Annotated in this window: 14 protein-coding genes; 11 read left to right on the top strand and 3 right to left on the bottom strand. The window is 55.6% G+C overall.

The window, feature by feature from the left end:
• Nucleotides 1-21 precede the first annotated feature (21 nt).
• Both HDF08_RS21245 and HDF08_RS21240 read left to right on the top strand, forming a co-directional pair.
• The gene (locus HDF08_RS21245; protein ID WP_257031333.1) at nucleotides 22-1,176 is read left to right on the top strand and encodes a VWA domain-containing protein; all 1,155 of its coding nucleotides are present in this window, start codon (nucleotides 22-24) and stop codon (nucleotides 1,174-1,176) included.
• A 195-nt stretch (nucleotides 1,177-1,371) separates the two neighbouring features.
• Nucleotides 1,372-1,959: a hypothetical protein gene (locus HDF08_RS21240; RefSeq protein ID WP_179640707.1), complete on the top strand. Its 588-nt coding sequence runs from the start codon at nucleotides 1,372-1,374 to the stop codon at nucleotides 1,957-1,959.
• 106 nt (nucleotides 1,960-2,065) lie between these two features.
• Here the strand turns inward: HDF08_RS21240 and HDF08_RS21235 are convergent, their stop codons facing one another.
• Together HDF08_RS21235 and HDF08_RS22315 are read right to left on the bottom strand one after the other, a co-directional pair.
• On the bottom strand, nucleotides 2,066-2,797 hold the full coding sequence (locus HDF08_RS21235) for an SDR family oxidoreductase (protein ID WP_179640706.1): 732 nt from the start codon (nucleotides 2,795-2,797) through the stop codon (nucleotides 2,066-2,068).
• 315 nt (nucleotides 2,798-3,112) lie between these two features.
• Nucleotides 3,113-3,982, bottom strand: a complete 870-nt coding sequence (locus tag HDF08_RS22315; RefSeq protein WP_179640705.1) for an IclR family transcriptional regulator — start codon at nucleotides 3,980-3,982, stop codon at nucleotides 3,113-3,115.
• 200 nt (nucleotides 3,983-4,182) lie between these two features.
• Here HDF08_RS22315 and HDF08_RS21225 point away from each other — a divergent pair, with 200 nt between their 5' ends.
• The 9 genes from HDF08_RS21225 (at nucleotide 4,183) to HDF08_RS21185 (ending at nucleotide 18,214) form a co-directional block, all read left to right on the top strand.
• On the top strand, nucleotides 4,183-7,794 hold the full coding sequence (locus HDF08_RS21225; RefSeq protein WP_179640704.1) for a TonB-dependent receptor: 3,612 nt from the start codon (nucleotides 4,183-4,185) through the stop codon (nucleotides 7,792-7,794).
• A gap of 22 nt (nucleotides 7,795-7,816) precedes the next feature.
• Nucleotides 7,817-9,493, top strand: a complete 1,677-nt coding sequence (locus HDF08_RS21220; protein ID WP_179640703.1) for a CocE/NonD family hydrolase — start codon at nucleotides 7,817-7,819, stop codon at nucleotides 9,491-9,493.
• 102 nt (nucleotides 9,494-9,595) lie between these two features.
• Nucleotides 9,596-11,647, top strand: a complete 2,052-nt coding sequence (locus tag HDF08_RS21215) for a glycoside hydrolase family 2 protein (RefSeq protein WP_179640702.1) — start codon at nucleotides 9,596-9,598, stop codon at nucleotides 11,645-11,647.
• Between the two features lie 76 nt (nucleotides 11,648-11,723).
• Nucleotides 11,724-13,310: a long-chain-fatty-acid--CoA ligase gene (locus HDF08_RS21210; protein ID WP_179640701.1), complete on the top strand. Its 1,587-nt coding sequence runs from the start codon at nucleotides 11,724-11,726 to the stop codon at nucleotides 13,308-13,310.
• A gap of 205 nt (nucleotides 13,311-13,515) precedes the next feature.
• Nucleotides 13,516-13,680 carry an acyl-CoA dehydrogenase family protein gene (locus HDF08_RS21890; protein WP_257031332.1) on the top strand — a complete coding sequence of 55 codons (165 nt, stop codon included), beginning with the start codon at nucleotides 13,516-13,518 and terminating at the stop codon, nucleotides 13,678-13,680.
• Between the two features lie 917 nt (nucleotides 13,681-14,597).
• On the top strand, nucleotides 14,598-16,040 hold the full coding sequence (locus HDF08_RS21200; protein ID WP_179640700.1) for a hypothetical protein: 1,443 nt from the start codon (nucleotides 14,598-14,600) through the stop codon (nucleotides 16,038-16,040).
• A 32-nt stretch (nucleotides 16,041-16,072) separates the two neighbouring features.
• A complete protein-coding gene (locus tag HDF08_RS21195) occupies nucleotides 16,073-16,339 on the top strand; it encodes a 2Fe-2S iron-sulfur cluster-binding protein (protein WP_179640699.1) in 267 nt (88 codons plus the stop codon).
• Entirely contained in the window at nucleotides 16,339-17,412 is a 1,074-nt protein-coding gene (locus HDF08_RS21190) for an alcohol dehydrogenase catalytic domain-containing protein (protein WP_179640698.1), read from the top strand. Before HDF08_RS21195 ends, HDF08_RS21190 begins: the two co-directional genes overlap by 1 nt.
• Nucleotides 17,402-18,214 (top strand): alpha/beta hydrolase, encoded by an 813-nt coding sequence (locus tag HDF08_RS21185; RefSeq protein WP_179640697.1) that lies wholly within the window; start codon nucleotides 17,402-17,404, stop codon nucleotides 18,212-18,214. The genes HDF08_RS21190 and HDF08_RS21185 overlap by 11 nt, the downstream gene beginning before the upstream one ends.
• A 55-nt stretch (nucleotides 18,215-18,269) precedes the next feature.
• On the opposite strand, the gene HDF08_RS21180 is transcribed toward HDF08_RS21185, so the two are convergent.
• Nucleotides 18,270-19,643, bottom strand: coding sequence for a sugar porter family MFS transporter (locus tag HDF08_RS21180; protein ID WP_353070317.1), 1,374 nt, complete (start codon nucleotides 19,641-19,643; stop codon nucleotides 18,270-18,272).
• Nucleotides 19,644-19,960 lie beyond the last annotated feature (317 nt).

Raw genomic sequence — 19,960 nt, 5'->3', positions numbered from 1 at the left:
CGAGTGACCGCGCCCAACCGAATGAACCCTGCCTTAAGCATTAAACTCCCCGCCTTTTTACGATCTGCCCTGCTCTCCCTCCTCCTGGCCGCACCGATCCTGCATGCGCAGACTACCCCGGGGCCGTCATCAACACCAGGGACACCATCCACCCCCGCGCCAGCCACACCAACAGCTGCGACCCAGACGCCGCAGCCGCCCACCTCCACACCTCAGTTGACAGCGACCCCGCCCCCAACAACCCAAACTTCCACGACAACGTCCCCCGCAACTACGCCGACTCAAACCCCAGGTCAGGCCGCCCCACCCCCAGCCAACGCCCCCCTGGACCAGCCCGTCGACACCATCAAGGTCCAGGTCAACGAAGTCAATCTCATCTTCACCGTCACCGACAAGCACGGCAAATTCATCACCGGCCTCAAGCGCGAAAACTTCGGCCTCCTCGACGACGGCCGTCCTCCCACCGCCGTCCTCCGCTTCACCCAGCAGACCAACCTCCCCCTGCGCGTCGGCATCATGCTCGACACCTCCAGCTCCATCCGCCAGCGCTTCCAGTTCGAGCAGGACTCCGCCATCGAGTTCCTCCTCCAGATCCTCCACCTCAACGACCGCGCCTTCGTCGAGGGTTTCGACATCGAAACCGACGTCGCTCAGGACTTCACTAACAACGTCGATCTCCTCAATCAGGGCATTCGCAAACTCCGTCCTGGCGGCGGCACCGCCCTCTTCGACGCCCTCTACAAAACCTGCAAAGACCAGATGCTTCCACTCCAGGAGACTGGAGCCGTCCGTCGCGCCCTCATCCTCGTCTCCGACGGCGACGACAACTACTCCCGCGTTCAGGAGTCCGACGCCATCAAGATGTGTCAGCGCGCCGACACCATCGTCTACACCATCTCCACCAACATCAGCCCCAGCAAAGACAAGGGTGACGACGTCCTCAAAGCCATCTCCGACGCCACCGGCGGCCAGGCCTTCTACCCCACCAAGCTCGAAGACGTAGCCATCGGCTTCCACAACATCGAAGAGGAGCTGCGCAGCCAGTATCACCTGGTCTACCGCCCCGCCGGCCTTCGCATGGACGGCTCCTTCCGCACCATCTACCTCCAGGCTAACGACCCCCGCTACAAAGTCCGCGCCCAAAAAGGCTACTTCTCCCCCCGCCCACCGCAATAACGGAGCGCCAACCGAAGGGGTATACAAGTCACGAAGTGACCGCCGTCCGCGCAGGGCGCTCGTCCGGCAGGACATCTCCTGAGTGAGCCAGCCGCAAAGCCCGAAACTTGCACCCTCACCCCAACAGGCAAATAATAGGTGCACCGGGGAGAACTCCCCGCCAAAATCCGGGTCCTATCCATGAGGGAGACATCCATGAAACTGCGTCCCGTCCTCTTCACCCTTGCCCTCTACACCGCTGTGGCTATCGCGCAACCACCCACTGGCCCGCCGCCGCCCCCGCCGCTCGACCTCCAGGGCGCGCTTATGAACCTCGCCGACCAGCCCGCCACCCACACCTCCTTCAGCTTCGATCGCAGCATGATCCAGATCGCCCAGAATCTCCTTGAGTCCAACGGCCTCGACGCCAACCGCGCTCCCGCCGCTCTCACCGGCATCTCGATCGATAACTATCGCTATCCTCGCCCCGCCTTCTACACCCCCGAAGCAATGGACGCCATCATCGCCTCCTACAACGCCGCCGGCTGGAAGCACCTCGTCAACGCCAACCAGAACTCCGCTAACACCGCCCAGCCCCGCAACACCGTCACCGATCTCTGGCTCCACTTTGCAGGCGCCGACATCACCGGAGTCACCGTCATCAACCGCTCTGCGCGCGATATGAGCGTCATCCAGATCGCCTGCGAGCTTCGCCCCCTCGACCTCGTCCATCTCAGTGGACACTTCGGCATCCCCAAAGTCGACCCCGGCGCCGTCATGGTCCCCGCGCCTCCAGGACGCTAGCCCCGAAACTCAGTCCTGCCGGATGGCATGGGCTTAATTCTTCAGCGGTGGCCACATCTCAACTGCCATGCAGCGCGTTTGCCGGTATTTACAGCTGCAATAAACGTCATGCCTGCGCCTTCGAACGAAGCGTTACCTCACCGATATTTACTCCTTCGGGCTGTTCCAGTATATAAACAACGGCTCTAGCCACAGTCTCGGGTGACATCGCGAACTTTTCTCCCGCCTTTTGCATCTGCGCTTTCATCTCAGGGTTTTTCACATGCTCGCTGAAGGCGGTGTCGGTGAATCCTGGCAAGATAGTGCTGACGCGTATCTGGCCTGCAAGTTCTTGACGGAGGCCATCGGAAAGAGCCAGCACCGCCGCCTTGGTGGCTGAATATACCACCTGATTCGGAACCGTCTTACGGGCAGCCGTCGATGCCGTATGAATGAAGTGCCCGGAGCCCTGCTGACGGAAGACGGGGAGTGCAGCAGCGATCCCGAAGAGCACGCCTTTGATGTTAACGTCCACCATCGTCTCCCAGTCATCGACGGCAAGCTCGTCGAATGGTCCGATGGGCATGGCACCGGCATTACTGAACAGAACATCGAGCTGACCGAAGGTCTCCTGGGCAAGGTGTACGAGTTTCAGAAGGTCCTCACGCCTGCTCACATCCGTAATGCGGTACACGGCCTCGCCTCCGGCAGCGCGGATTTCTTCGGCTACTTGCAAAAGAGCTTCTTCATGCCGTGCGCCCAACATAAGCTTTGCTCCCAGGCGAGCCAACTCAAGAGCGGTAGCTTTTCCGATGCCGCTACTCGCCCCTGTAATTGCAACTACCTGTCCCTTTACCATCGTGCCTCTTCCAGTGAAGATGATTCATGGGTTTGGTTGGATTCAGCAATCAAGCCTAGGCCCTTAGAAGACGTCTTGTGGGAAGAAATCGGGGCCGCCCCGGTCTCTTCCGCTATGAGCGTCTTTCAGAACGAACCATATAACAATCCTGTTATGTTCCCGGCCAAACTTGCATGGCAGCTTGCCCACCTGCATCAACTTTTCTCTCGATGCTCCGGTGCGAGACAGATGATCCATCGCGATCGACCGTATTGAGGGCTTCCTGACTTGGAGATCGAGAGTCAACTGTGGCGATGGCGTCTTGAAGGTGAGTCCTTAGATGATCCGATCCGCAGCGAAATGCCGTAGTGCTGTAAGTACATCGAAGGGCGAATTCAAGGATCGCCTATGCTCGGCTGTCTCTCGCAATCGCTTTGAGATCATTGCGGCGCCATCGTGAATAGTTCGGATGGCTTCGTCATCATCCAGTCTCAGGCGAGGACCTGCAACTGTCAGCCCGGCGCAGGTTTGCCCGGCGTCATCCATGATAGGCACCGCCAGCCCTCGGATTCTCATAAACAGTTCGCCGTTGCTCGTCGAGTGGCCACGCCTCCGGATATCCACCAGGTTCCGCATCAAGTCGTCTTTGGAGTTGATCGTTCTCGGCGATCGCTTTACGAGTTGCTGTGAATCGAGAAGTTCGCGCAGATCAGCATCTGAAAGCCGCGCGAGCAACATTTTTCCGATTGCGGTCGCATGTGCCGGGAAACTGGATCCCATTTCGAAATCGACACCATTCAGTTCGGGAAGTCCTGTTCTTCTCAAAATCGTAATGCGATCCTTGCAAAGAATGGCTATAATCACGGCCTGGCCAGTTTTCTCCGCAATCTCTTTAAGAATTGAATCCACTGCTCCCGGCAATCCTGTATCGCGGAGCACACCGTGCGCCAAGCCGAGAACTTTAATTCCCAGCTCGTAGCGCCGAGTTTCTTCTGACCTTGTCAGGTACCCGGTCCTCTCCAATCGTTGTAGCACATAGGAACAACTGCTCGTGGGAATCGATAGGCGACGAGCTAGTTCTGCATTTGTTGTACCGCCGCCGTTTCCTGAAACCATCTCTAAAATAGCAAGCGCGCGATCTAGAGACGTACCGAGATCTGTCCTTTCTGCTCGATTCCGACGGGTTGAAACTTCTCTTAAAGTCACCTGGGTAACTCCACAAATACCGCGTGTTCAGTCTATTAAGGAAATCCTTGCGAGGATGCCACCACGAGTGCCGGACTGTCAATGATGTTGCAGACTACGTCACGACAGAAAACCCCTCAATCTATTGAGCAGATATTTGACAGCCACACGCTGCGAAATTTCTAGTGATCCCGCACTGGCACCTAGAAAAGGGGAGGAACATGAGGCAAGCACTGGAGATGGGAAAGGTTGTGGAGGAGCGCTACAGGCATGTCCTGCACGCCATACTCCAGCTTGTGCTGGTCTTCCTGGCAGGAATGAATGTGGCCTATTCGCAGGGAGCCAAAGGAGGAATCACCGGTTCCTTGCTCGACCCCAGTGGCGCTTCCGTAGTCGGAGCTACCGTAACCGAAACGAACCTGGATACTGGCACCACTCGCTCCACGATGAGTAAGGCAGACGGCATCTTTCTTTTTACTCTCGTTGAGCCAGGACGCTATCGGGTAGAAGTGGTGGCGAAAGGCTTCAAGAAGCTAGTGCGGCAACCCGTCGTCGTGCTCGTGACGGAGACGGCCAGCTTGGGACAGGTAGCACTTGCCGTAGGGGACGTGACCGAGATCGTGACGGTTAGTAATCAGACGGAGCTGTTGCAAACAGAGTCTGCGACCACAGGAAACGTCTTCGATAGTAACCAGGTTTCGTCGTTGCCCCTATCGACCCGGAACTTCACCCAACTTCTCACCCTACAGGGCGGTGTGGTAACGGATGTGCCGGTCGCCGCAGCTTTCGGCAATGGCACTCAAGGGTTCTCCGTTGCTGGTGGCCGATATTATGACAACAGCATCAATCTCAATGGGACGAATGCAGTCGCCGCTGTGACGGGGGGTGCTTACTTTATTGCGGTTCCATCGCCAGACGTAGTCGAGGAGTTCAAGGTCCAGTCAAGCCTCTACTCGGCCGAATACGGCCAGGCGGGCGGTTCTAATGTGAACCTCGTCACGAAGAGTGGCACAAATAAATTTCATGGCAATGTGTTTGAGTTTTTTCGCAACAACGTGCTGAATGCAAACGAGTACTTCTACAAAGGCTCGCAGATAGAGGCTGGAAACGGAAACAAGACGCCGATTCTGCGTCAGAATCAATTCGGTGGCACGTTTGGCGGCCCTGTTATAAAAAACAAAGCTTTCTTCTTCTTTGGCTATCAAGGGACTCGGCAAATCAATGGGGCTTCGCCGGGGTTTGTCTATACATTGCCATCTTACCCGTTGCTACCCGCAGGGGATCGCAGCAATACAGCAAGCTTGATCTCCTCTTTGGGTGCAATCTATGGCGGACGAGTCGGCTATCCCGCCGGAGTTTGTGCTGCGGGAATCAATTGCGTTCGCACCGACGGCTCGAACATCAATCCGGTCGCTATCAACATTCTGCAAGCGAAATTACCGAATGGCCAGTATCTGTTCCCATCGTTTCCAGCCAGTGCCCTGAGCGACGGCTTGGGTGGTGCAGGCGACGGCCAGGTGTACTCAAACGCTAGTTTCAGCCTTCCCGGCCACTACAACGAGGATCAATACGCGCTTGACCTTGATTACCAGATTTCAAATCGCCAGCTGTTATCAGCCAAAATCTTTACGGCAAACATCAATCAAAATTCATTGCTCGGGAACTTGCCCGGCTTTACCAGCGTCGCAAAAAACCAGAATCGAAACTTTACTTTGTCGCATACGTTCACTGCTTCGCCCACGCTCGTGAATGAGGTACGCGCTGCATTCCTGCGGGTCGCATTGGTCACAAATGCCAAGGACCCCATTAGTGCATCGGACGTAGGGATCAAGCCTTTGCCGGATGGTGGTTCCTACTTTCCCTGGTTCCTCATAGCTCAGGCCGGGATATCGGCAAGCGCCAACTCGGTATACGCCGCGAACTCCGAGAATCAGTACATCATCGCAGACACTGTTTCGAAGGTTATCGGGAGACATAACATCCGCTTTGGCGGGTCATATACTCGTCACCAACTGCCTCAGGATTCGAATACCGGAAAACCTGGCGCCATTTTGATGGAGACCTTCCAGGATTTCCTTCTAGGCCAGAGTGCTGCTCAAAATGGTCTTGCCTCAATAGGCTTTCCTTACAGCAATATCATCGATACAGCGGGGGCCACCGGGAGCTTCGCTAAATCTTACCGCTTCAACGACATGAGTTATTTCGCTCAGGATGATTTTAAGCTTGCTAAAAACTTCACGTTGAATGTCGGCTTGCGGTGGGACTACTTCGCATGGCCGCACGATACTGAAGGTCGGATCGCAGGGTTTGATCCTTCACTCATTGCAGAGGGGGCCTTTGGCATCCCCAACGCCTCTCAGTCCTATACTGGGTACACTTTGGCGCGGGACTATGCTCGACTTCATCCGGGCAAGACCATTCCCAGTGGGGTAGCTCTCGAGAGTAATACGCTCGTGAAAGGAGAGGACCTCAAGAACTTCGGTCCGCGCGTTGGCTTCGCGTGGCAGCCGTTGGCACATTGGTCCGTGCGTGGGGGTTATGGGCTCTTCTATCCCCGCTCATCCACTGCTGCGGCCGACAATGAGGCCGACGGAATTCCCTTCAATGACGTTGAGCAGCTCGTCGGGCAACCTACTCCTACGCTGCAGGATCCCTTCGATGTCTTGAACCTGCCGGCCGATGATCAATTCCCCTTATGGCAACCTCGTCAATATGTCCCTGGCGGAACTCCTGGCTATTACAACCAAGTGCTAGATCCAAACGCGCGAAACCCCTACGTACAGCAGTTCAATTTCTCCATTGAGCGGGAGCTCGGAAAAAACTCTGTCGTTGAAATCGCCTATCTGGGTTCGCATGGACTGAGATTGCTCAACGCGCTGGCGGCAAATCAGCCAGACATCGCTAGCCCTTCGAATCCAATCCGTGGAATTACGACGAATACCTACGCGAATATTCAGGATCGTGTACCAGTTGCGGGCGTTATTGCAGATCGTGGCTTAACCCTGGATAGGTTCAATGGTAGTTCCAAGTACAGCGCGCTTGTGCTCACGTTCAACCAACGTATGAGCCACGGTCTGCAGTTTCTTTCAGCGTTCACGTTCGGAAGATCGGCGGACAACAATTCCCTTAACTCAGGTGCCCCAGGTGCAGGCTCGGGAGGTTTGAGTGGTGGCGCAGGTAACGCGCAGCCGCCTGGAGACAACAACCTTAATAATCACTGGGGTCTATCGGACTGGGACCGGAAAACACGTTCGACAACCAGCCTGGTCTATCAGCTTCCCGATCCTCTCAAGAACCGGCACGGGTTCGTTGAAAAATTTACCGGGGGGTGGGAGACAGCAGGCATTATGACTTTTCAGTCAGGCCAACCCATCACCTTTCTTATGTCGCAGGCAATCTACAGTGCTGTCATTTCGGACGGATACCTGACGCCGGATTTGATCCCCGGCGCGACACTAGCTAATCTTCAAGGCAGTGGATCGAACAAGAACAGATTGACACACTACTTCAAGTCTCCGGGCTTGACGCCAGGAACAGATATGCCTAAGCCAGGAAGTTCCTTTTTATTGCCTGGCCCGTTGGACTACGGCCAATTGGGGCGGGGACTGCCTATTCGGACCCCGGGCCAAAAGGATGTCGATTTCTCGCTGATCAAGGAGACTCCGATACACGAAGCGATTCGCCTGGAGTTTCGTGCGGAGGCCTTCAATCTCTTCAACTGGGCCAATTTTGGTGCGCCAAACGCTACGGTTGATTCTCCGACTTTTGGCTACATCAGTTCAACAACTGTGTCTCCAAGGATCATTCAATTTGGACTGAAGCTGGCTTTCTAAAGGCCAATAGGGAAGAGGATGTATGACACGACATAGCTGGGCAGGGTGCGTCTTCGCGTTTCTGTGTGCAACCGTGTCCATCGCGGCGGCACAAAACGCCGGAGATCTCGTCGTCGACCATAACATGCCGGCAACGATGCGAGACGGTATTAGGCTGCAGGCTGATATCTATCGTCCTAAAGGCGATGGAAAATATCCAGTTGTCCTGGTTCGTACACCGTATGGTAAAGCGGCTGGAGACCCTATCGCCCGTCTCATCACTTCGCACGGGTACATCACGGTTGTTCAGGATTGTCGTGGACGATTCGCTTCGGAAGGAAGTTGGTACGCGTTCCAGAACGAAGGTTCTGACGGTTACGACTCGGTAGAGTGGGCCGCATCGCTTCCAGGTTCCGACGGCAGGGTAGTGATGTGGGGTGGTTCCTACGTAGCAATCACGCAAGTGTTAGCTGCTGTCACATCACCTCCTCACCTGGTGGCCATCACCCCGTGGATGGTGCCCTCAAATTTTCACGAAGGCGTTATCTATCAGGGAGGAGCGTTAGAAAAAAATGTGACCGACAGCTGGGTGAGTGGAGTTTCAGCTGATCCCGTGACACAGAAACCACCTGCCGACCTTCACTCGGTAGATTTCTATCGCGACTGGCGTTTGCATCCGGACTATGACGAGTATTGGAAGCTGATGACGATCGACACGCGGCCAGAAAAGATACTTGCGCCAGGCCTTTACTTGAGTGGATGGTATGACGTCTTCATCTCGGGTGCCTTGCGTGACTACGAAAGCGTCAGCAAGCATGGCAATCCGGCAGTGCAAGCAAAGCAACGGCTGATCATCGGCCCGTGGACGCACGGAATGGCTTCCTCGAAGTCCGGCGATGTTGACTTCGGCCCTACGGCCAATCCTAATCCGTTGCTCGTCTTTGACTGGTATGACTTCATCTTGAAGGGAACAGCGAACCAGTTCAAGACCGAAAAGCCCGTAAAGCTTTTCGTCATGGGAAAGAACTCGTGGCGCGAAGAAGACGCATGGCCTCTTGCGAGAGCACAGAGCACTCGCTACTACCTGCACTCGGGCGGCAAGGCGAATTCACTCACCGGCGATGGCTCCTTGAGTCCCGCCACACCGAAGAAAGAGTCAAGCGATCAATATGTCTATGACCCCTCAAATCCTGTTTCAACTCAGGGTGGAGGGCTCTGCTGCGCCCCAACACCACCAGGTGGTGCGTTTGATCAACGCTCAATCGAACAGCGCCCCGATGTCCTCGTCTACACCTCAGAGTCCTTCAAGAACGACTTTGAGGTGACAGGAAACATACAGGCCGAAGTCTATGTGCGTTCATCCGCCGTGGATACCGATCTCACGGTTAAAGTCGTGGATGTAAGTCCCGACGGCTACGCCAAAAATCTTACCGACGGAATCTTGAGGTTGCGTTACCGAAACTCGATGGAGAAGCCTGAGCCGCTGAAGCCTGGTGAGATCTACAAAGCTACAGTGGCTGCCGGCCCTACCAGCAACGTATTTCTGCCCGGCCATCGCTTGCGCGTAGAAGTATCGAGCAGCAATAGTCCCCGGTTCGATTCCAACCCGAACACCGGAGCCAACTTCGATCAGGAAAAGAATCCGATCAAGGCGACGAACGCGATCTTTCATGACAGCGAACATCCCTCGGCAATCCTTCTGCCAGTTATTCCGCAGTAACAGAGCTGACTCACAGAAAATGCTGGTCCTTCGAATCCGGAGCAAAAAACCAAGGAGTTTGATTTGTCTCACGAAGAATCTCAGCTAAGCCGAAGAGAGTTGTTGAAGTTGGGTGCAATTGGCGCACTTTCAGCCGGCGTTTCTGCGCACGCAGCTTCTCTGGTCGAAGCTCTGCAGGAGCGGCCCCTTTCGCAGTCGCCTTCCATGAAAACCACTTACGATCTGTCACAACTGAGCTGGAAACTGATCGGTCTTTCTCCGTTTTACAGCAACTTTGCACAGACCCACGATGACGCTAGCTTTGCCGTGCCTGATGCTGGACCACTTACCGTTTCCATCCCGGTATCCGTGCAGGCCGCCTTGCTTAAAGCCGGCATCATCGAAGATTGGAACGTTGGCCTGAATGCGAGAAAGTGCGAATGGCTTGAAAATCGTGACTGGATCTATGAGGTAGCCATCCCTGATGAATGGCTGCAAAACGGTCAGCAAGTACGCGTTCGTTGCGCGGGCCTTGACTATGCTGGCGATATAGTCCTGAACAAAACAACGGTAGCTTCTTTCCGGAATTCGTTTGTTCCAGTTGTCGCCGACCTGACCTCTGCGCTCAAACCTTCTGGCAATGTGCTTTCCATTCGGCTGACACCGGGCCCTCGCTGGCTTGGACAGGTTGGCTACACGTCGCGCATGAACGAATGGAAACCACGATTCTACTTTGGTTGGGATTGGGTCAACCGCATCGTGCAGACGGCCATATGGGACACCGTCACGCTTGAAATCACTCATGGCGCGGAGATTAAGACACTCCGATGCTTTTCCGATGTCGATCTTGCTAGCGGCAAAGGCAAGCTAAAGGTCTGGGGCAGTGTTCATGGAGGCAGCAAGGTTCGAATCACGCTAACGGACCGCGCACGCGAGTTGAGAACTGTAGAGGTCAACGCTCCAGACTTTTCCAGTAGCGGCCTGCAATGGAATGAACTACCAGTCGATCTCTGGTGGCCGAATCGTATGGGTCCACAATCGCTCTACAACTTGGAAGTTGAGTTATTAGATGACCACGGACGTTTGCTAGAGCGTCAGTCCAGAAGAGTCGGTTTTAAGAGTATTGAGTGGCGGAGAACGAAGGGGGCGCCAGACACGGCCGATCCCTATCTTTGTGTTGTGAACGGGAAAGCCGTGTTTCTCTTCGGCGTTAACTGGACGCCGATCCGCCCTAACTTTGCCGATGTTCGAGAGGAAGACTACCGCAAGCGAGCGAACATTTATCGTGATTGCGGTATGAACCTGGTACGCGTCTGGGGCGGTGCCGTTCTCGAGAAAGAAAACTTCTACAACTTGTGCGACGAACTAGGGCTGTTAGTTTGGCAGGAGTTTCCTCTCTCAAGCTCAGGGCTGGATAATTACCCGCCGGACGACCCGGCCAGTGTGGATGAACTTGGCAAAATTGCTCAGTCATATATAGAACGCAGAGCGCATCATGTATCGCTTCTTCTCTGGTGCGGTGGTAACGAATTGCAGGATGACAAAAATGGCGTGAAGAGCAATCAGCCTACGCTGACCATCCGCAATCATCCAGCCGTCGTAAGAATGGCTGAAGTTGTCGCGCGCGAAGACTCAGGCCGACGTTTTCTTGCGACGAACCCGTATGGGCCCGTGGGTGTGTTTAGTCTCCAGGATTGTGGCAAGGGCGTGTTCTGGGATGTGCACGGACCGTGGAATCTCGACGGCCTACCGGAGGGGGAGTGGACGACGCTATGGGCCAGAGACGACGCCATGTTTCATTCCGAAATGGGTGCGCCCTCGACGAGTCCCGTCAGCATTATCCGGAAATATAAGGGAGATCTTCCTGAAGTGCCGGGCACGAGCGAAAATCCTCTATGGGCACGCCAATCCTGGTGGATCGACTGGCCGAAGTTCGCGAAAGAGAAAGGACGTGAACCACGAGATCTCGAAGAGTTCGTCGCATGGATGAACGCCCGGCAGGAAGCGGCATTGACGATCGCGCTACGATCGGTGCTGTCCCGCTTTCCGGCCTGCGGCGGTTTGATTATCTGGATGGGGCACGATTCTTTTCCGTGCACAGAAAATGCCTCCATCGTCGATTTTGACGGAAACCCTAAGCCTGTTGTTGCTGAGTTAGCGAAGCTCCTTAGCTGAAATTGACTTGATTCGAACCCAGTGGGCGAGCAAATATTGTCCGTAAATACAAGAACGACCGAGGACCCCAAACAACATGCATATCCCACTCACACCGCTTCGTTGCCTACTGCGGGCTTTGGACTTGTATCCCAACAAGATTGGGGTGGTTTCCGGGGATGGCCGATATACCTATGCGGAGTTCGTCGAGCGGTGTCGTCGAATAGCCGCAGGTCTCCTCGCCGAAGGAGTACAACCGGGCGACCGTGTAGGATTTCTCAGTTTCAATAGCAACGTATTGCTTGAGAGTTACTTTGCCGTTCCCCTAGCAGGAGGTGTTGTTATGCCTCTCAACGTTCGCCTTCATCGGAGTGAGCTTGAAGTCATTCTTAAGCATTCTCAACCTCGGTTAGTGTTCTATGAACAAGATTTCAGTCCTACTATCGAGCTCCTTCGAACAGCAATACCCGCCTGCCGCTTCATCCCCATCGACGAAGACTTGGATGACCGTCCGTCGCTTGTGACGTTAATGGCATTGGAGCCTGTGCCCCTACCTAATCTCATGTCTCTGGACGAAACAAGTATTGCCGAACTCTTTTACACAAGTGGAAGCACAGGCCGCCCAAAGGGCGTCATGTTATCTCATCGATCCCTCTACCTGCATGCATTGGCTCTTGCGGGCTGCCTCGACCACAGCGATAACCAGGTCATTCTGCACACGATCCCGTTATTTCACGCGAACGGTTGGGGCTTCCCCCATTTCGCGACGATGTGCGGCTTCAAGCACGTCATGGTTAGACGTTTCGACCCACTAGCTGTCTTCGGTCTCATGGAGGAAGAACAAGCATCGTTCACGATCCTCGTCCCCACCATGGCGGCAACTTTGGTTGCTTGCCCCGAACGCACGAAGTTCGATCTATCAAGCCTCAAACACATCATCATCGGTGGTGCAGCCGCATCGCCCGAACTGGTGGCGCAGCTCGAAGCCTTATTCCCTGGCTGCGCAATCATGGGTGGCTACGGTTTAACCGAGACATCGCCCGTCGTCAGCATTGCACGGCAGAAGAGCGCAATGACGTTTCCAGATGATGAACGCCGGCGGCAATTTGCTGCATCGGCGGGCTGGCCGAGTCTTGGCGTAGAGGTCCGCATCATCGACAATGCTGGAACTGATGTTCCGCAGGATAGTACTTCCGTCGGAGAAATTGTCGTACGTGGAGACAACATCATGGATGGCTACTTCCTCGAGCCCGACCTGACCCAAGATGCCATCGTGGACGGTTGGTTACGCACCGGAGATATGGCAGTTTGGAACGAAGAACGCTGCGTTAAGGTTGTAGACAGGAAGAAGGACGTCATCATCAGTGGTGGAGAAAACATAGCATCAATTGAATTGGAACATGTGATTCAGGCACATCCCGACGTCGTCGAGTGCGCCGTAGTCGCCGCTCCGGACCCCCGGTGGGGAGAGGTGCCAGTCGCAATCGTTGTTACACGAAACAACTCCACGATCACCGAGGAGCAATTGCTTGAGTGGGCGGGTAAGCAAGTAGCTAAGTTCAAGCTTCCGAAACAGTTTGTCCTCCAGAAGGAACCACTCCCAAAGGGAGGGACGGGTAAGATTCTGAAATATCAGCTCCGAGAGCAGTTTTGGAATGGCAAAGAGAAGCGAATACAGGGCTAGCGATGGAGAGTATTGACCCGAAATCGCAACTATCTAGTCAGCACACCTGAGCGGAAGCTTCGACACTACCAAATTCAGAAGAAAGCAGGCCACTATGATTGACAACACACACGACTCAAGGCTGTCTTGAGCGAGGACGAGAAGTTGCTTCAAGAGTCCGTGCGCAATTTCGCACGGAAAGAGATAGCGCCTTTGGGTGCATTCTATGGATGAGGTACAGAAGATTGATTCCGCCTTGGTGAAAAAGCTCTTCGATCAAGGCCTGATGGGGATTGAAATGCCGGAAGAGTTCGGCGGTGTGGGCGCTTCATTCTTTAGTTCGATTCTCACCATTCAGGAAATTTCCGCCGTTGACCTGCGGTCGGAGTGATGGCCGACGTACAAAACACACTGACTGTGAATGCACTCTTGCAGTACTCTAAAAACGCGCGGAAGCAACACCACCTTCCTCGAATTGTGACTGACCTGGTCTGTTTCTATGCGCTAAGCGAAGCGAGTTCGGGATCGGATGCTTTCGACTCACAACAACGCCCCGCAAAGATGGTGAGCACTACGTTTTCAATGGAAGCAAGCTATGGATATCAAACACTGCTGAAGCAGCTGTTCATTGTTTTCACGACCGTGGATTCGCTGCTTGGATATAAGAGAATTACGACATTCCTGGTGACCAGGATACTCCGGGCTTCTCGGTCGTCACAAGGATGACAAGCTGGGGATCAGAGCGTCGTCTACTTGCGAGCTCATATTTAAGATTGTCGGGTCCCGCTTCCTCGCTGCTTGGAGAGGTTGGTAAAGGCTACAAAATCGCAATTGAAACCCTGAACGAAACCGCATCGGTATCTCCGAGCAGATGCTGGGGCTCGCCATACGAGCATGGACACACGCGCTGAAGTACACGCAGGAGCGAATCCGTAAGCTGAAACGCCGAGGCGACAGCACTCTCCGGCAATTCCTCGCGGAAGACATCGAAGACGGTTCGGTCAAGAGTTGCTGCTTTCGCGATAGGTGTACCCTCAACTAAATTGGACGCTGTTAATCTCCAGGCACCAAGACTAACCCAAAGTGACCATCGAATCGTAAACGGATTACCTGGTGCGAAGACTGGCAAAGATATCACTTCCGCCTTGGAATGAAAAGGATCGCAAACCCAAAACCCGCGGCAAAGGCACTCCTCGGCGCTGAACCACCACGCCAGTGCGCCGGTCAATCCAGTACTTAATTCTGCAAATACACTCGTTCCGGTGCTGCTTCGCTCTCTCCTACACTTCACACGAGGAACACCAGACCATGTCTACCGATAACCCAATGCCTGTCGATCACTATGCCGGCTACCGCGGCTTGCCAGCGCTCGTCGGCCTGATGGATATGAAATCTGCCTCAACCCACGGCCTCACTATCACCGAATCCGTCGAACGCCTCAAACGTCTTCACTGGGCGCTCCGGCGTCTCCACGGGATCTTCGTCGCCCACCTTGCCTCCATGCCCATCTATGAACTCAAGATGGCCTTTTCGCTCCACGCACACTACTGTGCCGAACATGTTCTGCACCTCGCCGGCCGCATCCGCGAAATGCGTCAGCCTCCTTACGGTCTTGATAACACACCGCACCCGTCGCTCGACATCTTCTTCGATGAAATCCTCGCCGCTCCCAGCACGCCCGCTCTCATCCTCGGCCTCTACGAACACGCGATCCCCGCTGTTCACTCCTCACTTGAAGCCTTGCTCCGCGACACCAGCCGACTCTTCGATCATCCCACCTATCGCGCAGCTCGCTTCGCCCAAGTCGAGTTCTCCGAGATTTGCGATTATGCAGGCTCAGCCGTCCACGCTATGGTCACCAATACTGACCGCGCGACGCTTGGCGGGTGGTCCACATCTCTCCAAAGCATTCTCGCCCACGCAGGCGGTCTTGACGGCACTATGCCGCATGCCACAGCCGAACCGGTGCGTGTTTTCTCCGCCCAGCCTTTTCACTACAACTCCATCCCACAGCGCGACGAACGTTTCATCGATCCCTACAACATGGGCGTCAACGCCGAAGCTATGCTCTTCAACCCCGAGATCCCGGCGCAACCCAAGACCCTCATGCTGTTCTTCAAACGCATGCGTGAGATCGACGTTCCGGAGATGATGTCCTCCATCCTTGCCGAGACTCCCGGCAAGCCGTGGGAGTACTACCGCGACATGACCCGCCAACTCTGGGACGAGGCCCGTCACGCCATGATGGGTGAGGTCGGCTTCGTTTCGCTCGGCATCGACTGGCGCGCCATCCCCTTCAACTTCACCTGGTCGTTAGGTCTCAACACTATGCTGGAACCGCTTGAGCGACACGCCGTTCTCTTCACCATCGAGCAAGGGCTCATGCCCAAGAAGAACGGCAAGGAGTACGAGTGGGAGGTCGCCGTCGCATCTGCCAATCGCCTGTCCGAACTCATCCAAGACTATGACTGGGCCGATGAGATTGTCCACGCAAAGGTGGGCCGCGACTGGCTCGTTCCGCAGATCGGTTCACAGGCTGAAGCACTTGCCTTCGGGGACAAAAGCTGGTCACGCACTCTAGTTGACTGGGCAAAGTGGCGCGAAGACAGACTCACCGATCACCGCAACTGGTGGGCTGAGGTCTATAGCAAGGCATGCGAACACTGGGGCATTGCGCCCGATCCAAATATCCTCGCCTACAACGCTACCTACGAATCCCTCCGCCCTGACATGAAAGAAGTCAGTGCCTGATTTTCTTAGAAAAGGACAACGTCGAATACCGAATGTCTGCAACTTCCATCACCATTACCTTCTCCTTCACCGGCGAGACTGTGCCCTGGACCGGCGAGTACCCGACCATCCTCAAGCTCGCCGAGGCGCACGACATCGCTATCAGCGCCGGCTGCGAATACGGCGACTGCGGCACCTGTCTCACTGACCTTATCTCGGGTGAAGTCGAATACCTGCACAACACCGGCATTACGCCCGAGCCCGGCACCTGCCTGCCCTGCTCCTGCCGTCCGAAAACCTCCGTGGAGTTGCGCGCCTGATGCCCACCCAAGCTCAAGCCATTGTTACCGACGGGCGCGGGCACTTCGCGCTGGAAGACGTCACGTTGGATGATCCAGAGCGCAACGAAGTCCTCGTAAAAATTCGCGCCTCCGGTGTCTGCCATACCGATTTCGACTCCATGAGCTGGGGACGTCGCATCATCCTGGGCCACGAAGGGGCGGGTATTGTCGTTGCCACTGGTCCGGACGTCACACGCGTCAGCCCCGGCGACCGCGTGCTGCTGAACTGGGCCATCCCTTGCGGACAATGCTTCCAATGCCGCCGCGGCGCGGAAAACATCTGCGAAGAGCAGCCCGTAGTCCCCGATGCCCGCTACGGTGGCAATCTCAATTCCAGTTTTCACCTCGGCACCATGAGCACCCACGCTATCGTGCCTTCGCAAGCAGTCGTGCCAATCAATGTCTCGATCCCGTTCCCGCAGGCCGCCATCCTGGGCTGCTGCGTCATGACGGGCTTCGGCTCCGTCATCAATGTGGCACGCGTCCCAGAGGGAGACTCCGTCGTCGTCCTTGGCTGCGGTGGTGTGGGTTTGAGCGTGATTCTCGGTGCCGTTCACGCGCGCGCCGCAAAGATCATCGCGGTCGATCTCAACAGCAACCGCCTTGAGCTTGCGCGTCGGATCGGCGCTACCGATACGGTTCAGTCTCTGCGCGAAGATACAGGTCTGCTGGAAGCCGCTGCACGCGTCCGCACTCTCACCGGTCGCGGCGCCGATTTTGCCTTTGAGTGCACCGCCGTCCCTGCACTCGGCGCTGCGCCACTGGCTATGGTCCGCAACGGAGGCACCGCCGTCGCCGTCAGTGGAATCGAGGAATTCGTCTCAATCGATATGCAGCTTTTCGAGTGGGACAAGATCTACATCAATCCGCTCTATGGCCAATGCCGTCCCTTCGCCGACTTTCCTAAGCTTCTCTCGCTCTACGCCGCCGGTTTTCTTAAATTGGATGAGATGATTACCCGCACCTACTCGCTCACTGAGCTCGCCGAGGCCTTCGAGCACATGCATCTCGGGCTCAATGCCAAAGGAGTTCTTCTTCCGTATGGCGCCTGAATTCCACGGCCCCTTCGATCCAGTCGAGCTATCCGATCCGGAGCTTGAGCATGACGGCTTGCGTCACCTTACTTTCCATTCGCCAGCTCTCCGCGGCCGCGGTGACGTCAGCCTCTTCATCCCGCGAGGCTCTACGTTCCCAGCCGAGCTTCCCCTTGTGCTCTTGCTCCACGGCGTCTACGGCAGTCATTGGGCCTGGTTCCTGAAAGGCGCCGCGCACCGCACGGCACAAGATCTCATCGACCGCGGTGAAATTCGCCCTATGCTCCTGGCCGCACCGTCCGACGGGCTCAGCGGGGATGGCTCAGGTTACTGGCCTATGCCCGGCCGCGACGCTGAAGCATGGATAGCGCACGACGTTCCAGCTTGCATCCGCGAAAAGTTCTCCTCGCACGGGCCGACTTTTCTCTGTGGCCTCTCGATGGGTGGCTACGGCGCTCTTCGTATTGGCTTCAAATATTCCGACCGCTTTCGGGGCATCTCCACGCACTCGTCTATCACGCATGCCGAGCAGATGCACAACCTTGTCCGCGACCGCGACCTCAACTTGTCCGCCATGCCCGTGTATGAACACGACATTCTTCACTGGGCGCGCAAGCATCGTGATCAGCTTCCGGCTGTTCGCTTTGACTGCGGAACGGACGACTCGCTGTTCAACGCCAGCGCTATACTTCACCGCGAGTTAGACAACCTTAGCATCCCGCACACCTACGAGACCTTTCCAGGTGGACACGAATGGTCCTACTGGCGACAACACATTGAAAGCACATTGCGCTTCTTTCACTCACTCCTCAGCAAATGAAATCTTCTCAGGCTGACGAGGCAGTCGGCGTGAACCTCTCAAGCTCACCGAAGAATCAGCTCTGAGCAATGGCAGCCGCATCGGACTCGAGCGACCGTCCTTTGGTCTCCGGAAAGGCAAAAAACACGATGAAAAGCTGCAGCATCATCATGGCGGCGAAGAAGTAGAACGGTAGCGAGCGAGAGATGCTGAGTACAACCGGGAACGCCGCCGAGATGATGGCGTTGGTAATCCAATGCGCATTGCTACCCAACGCCTGCCCTTTCTCACGAACGTCCAGCGGAAAGAGCTCGGAGATATAGACCCACGTCACGGCACCCTCAGAGAATGAAAACGACCCGCAGTAGGCGATCAGCAGCCAGAGCAGCCAACTCGCGTGAGTACCGAATTGGAAACAGTACCCGATGAGTACGAGCACCCCTGCCATCGCAACCGAGCCCATCATCAGGAGAAAGCGTCGGCCAACTCTGTCAATGAAAAACATGGCGAGCACGGTAAATACAAGGTTGGTGGCTCCGATCGCAACGCCGCGCAACGAGCCCGAGACCGAGCTAAGGCCCGACGCCGAAAAAATATCGTTCAGAAAATAGAGAACAGAGTTGATCCCGGTCAATTGGTTGAAAGTTCCCATCGTCAGAGCAAGGAAGATGGCTCGCGTATGAGAACTTGTAAATAGGCGAGCACGGTAGCCCCGACGGCCCTCCTCCGCCAAGAGCGCATCCATCCGGGCGATTTGCGCCGCCGGATCGGCCTCGCCGATGCGTTGGAGAATTGCCAGAGCCTCATCACGACGATTACGTTTCACAAGCCAGCGCGGACTTTCTGGGATGGCGATAAGTGCGAGTAGAAAAGCAGCCGCCGGAATTGCAGTCACGCCAAGCTCCCATCGCCACTCCGTCGCACCCAGCCCACGCAGTCCAACGAGATAATTCGAAAAGTAAGCCAGCAGAATTCCGATGACAATGTTGATCTGAAACATCGCGACAAGCCGTCCGCGGAGGTCGGCTGGGGCGATCTCCGCAATGTACATTGGAGCCAGCACACTGGCGGCGCCGATGCCAAGGCCGCCTGCAATGCGGAAGACAATCAGCACTGGCCAGCTGAAGCTCAACGCGCAACCGATGGCCGATACAATGAAAAGGAGCGCCGAAATTCGCAAACAAGACGACCTGCCGGAGTGTTCGGCGCCGAAGCCTGCCAGAAGTGTGCCGATGATCGTGCCGAGAAGGGCGCTTGAAACCGTGAATCCCAACGTGATCGGCGTTAGATGAAATGCAGTGATGAGCGAAGCCGTCGTGCCGGAGATGACCGCTGTATCGAGACCGAAGAGCAGGCCCCCGAGAGCGGCGATCAGCGTGGAGAGAAGCAGCAAAGGGGTCCACCGCGATCGCGTAGCCGGTCGAGGGAAGTAAGCAGGGACAATTGACACGTGTAATGAGTCTCCGTCAGAACGTCAACCGTTCACAGAGAAAGTTATCGGTTGCGGCATGCGCATGCCCTCTATTTGATTGACGGGAATGTGTACTCAGTTGAGCGGTACAGCAGCATTGCTGAACATCTCAAAGAAGAGCCGGGACTTCCCTTTCCTGCGCTGAAACTACTTGTTGAAATGTGAAATGCAAAATGCGCGGCAACTGAGATACGTTAGCCGTTCACATTTACGCTCATGGTGCGGCCCTAGGCACGTTGAAAGAAACGGAGAAGATGGAAGGCTATTCACATACAGCTTCTGCGCAAACCGCACTT

The organism is Tunturiibacter empetritectus (assembly GCF_013410875.1).
Classification (GTDB): Bacteria; Acidobacteriota; Terriglobia; order Terriglobales; family Acidobacteriaceae; genus Edaphobacter; species Edaphobacter empetritectus.
The sequence above is the reverse complement of the archived record's forward strand: the minus strand, read 5'-3'. Positions and strand labels throughout refer to the sequence as shown.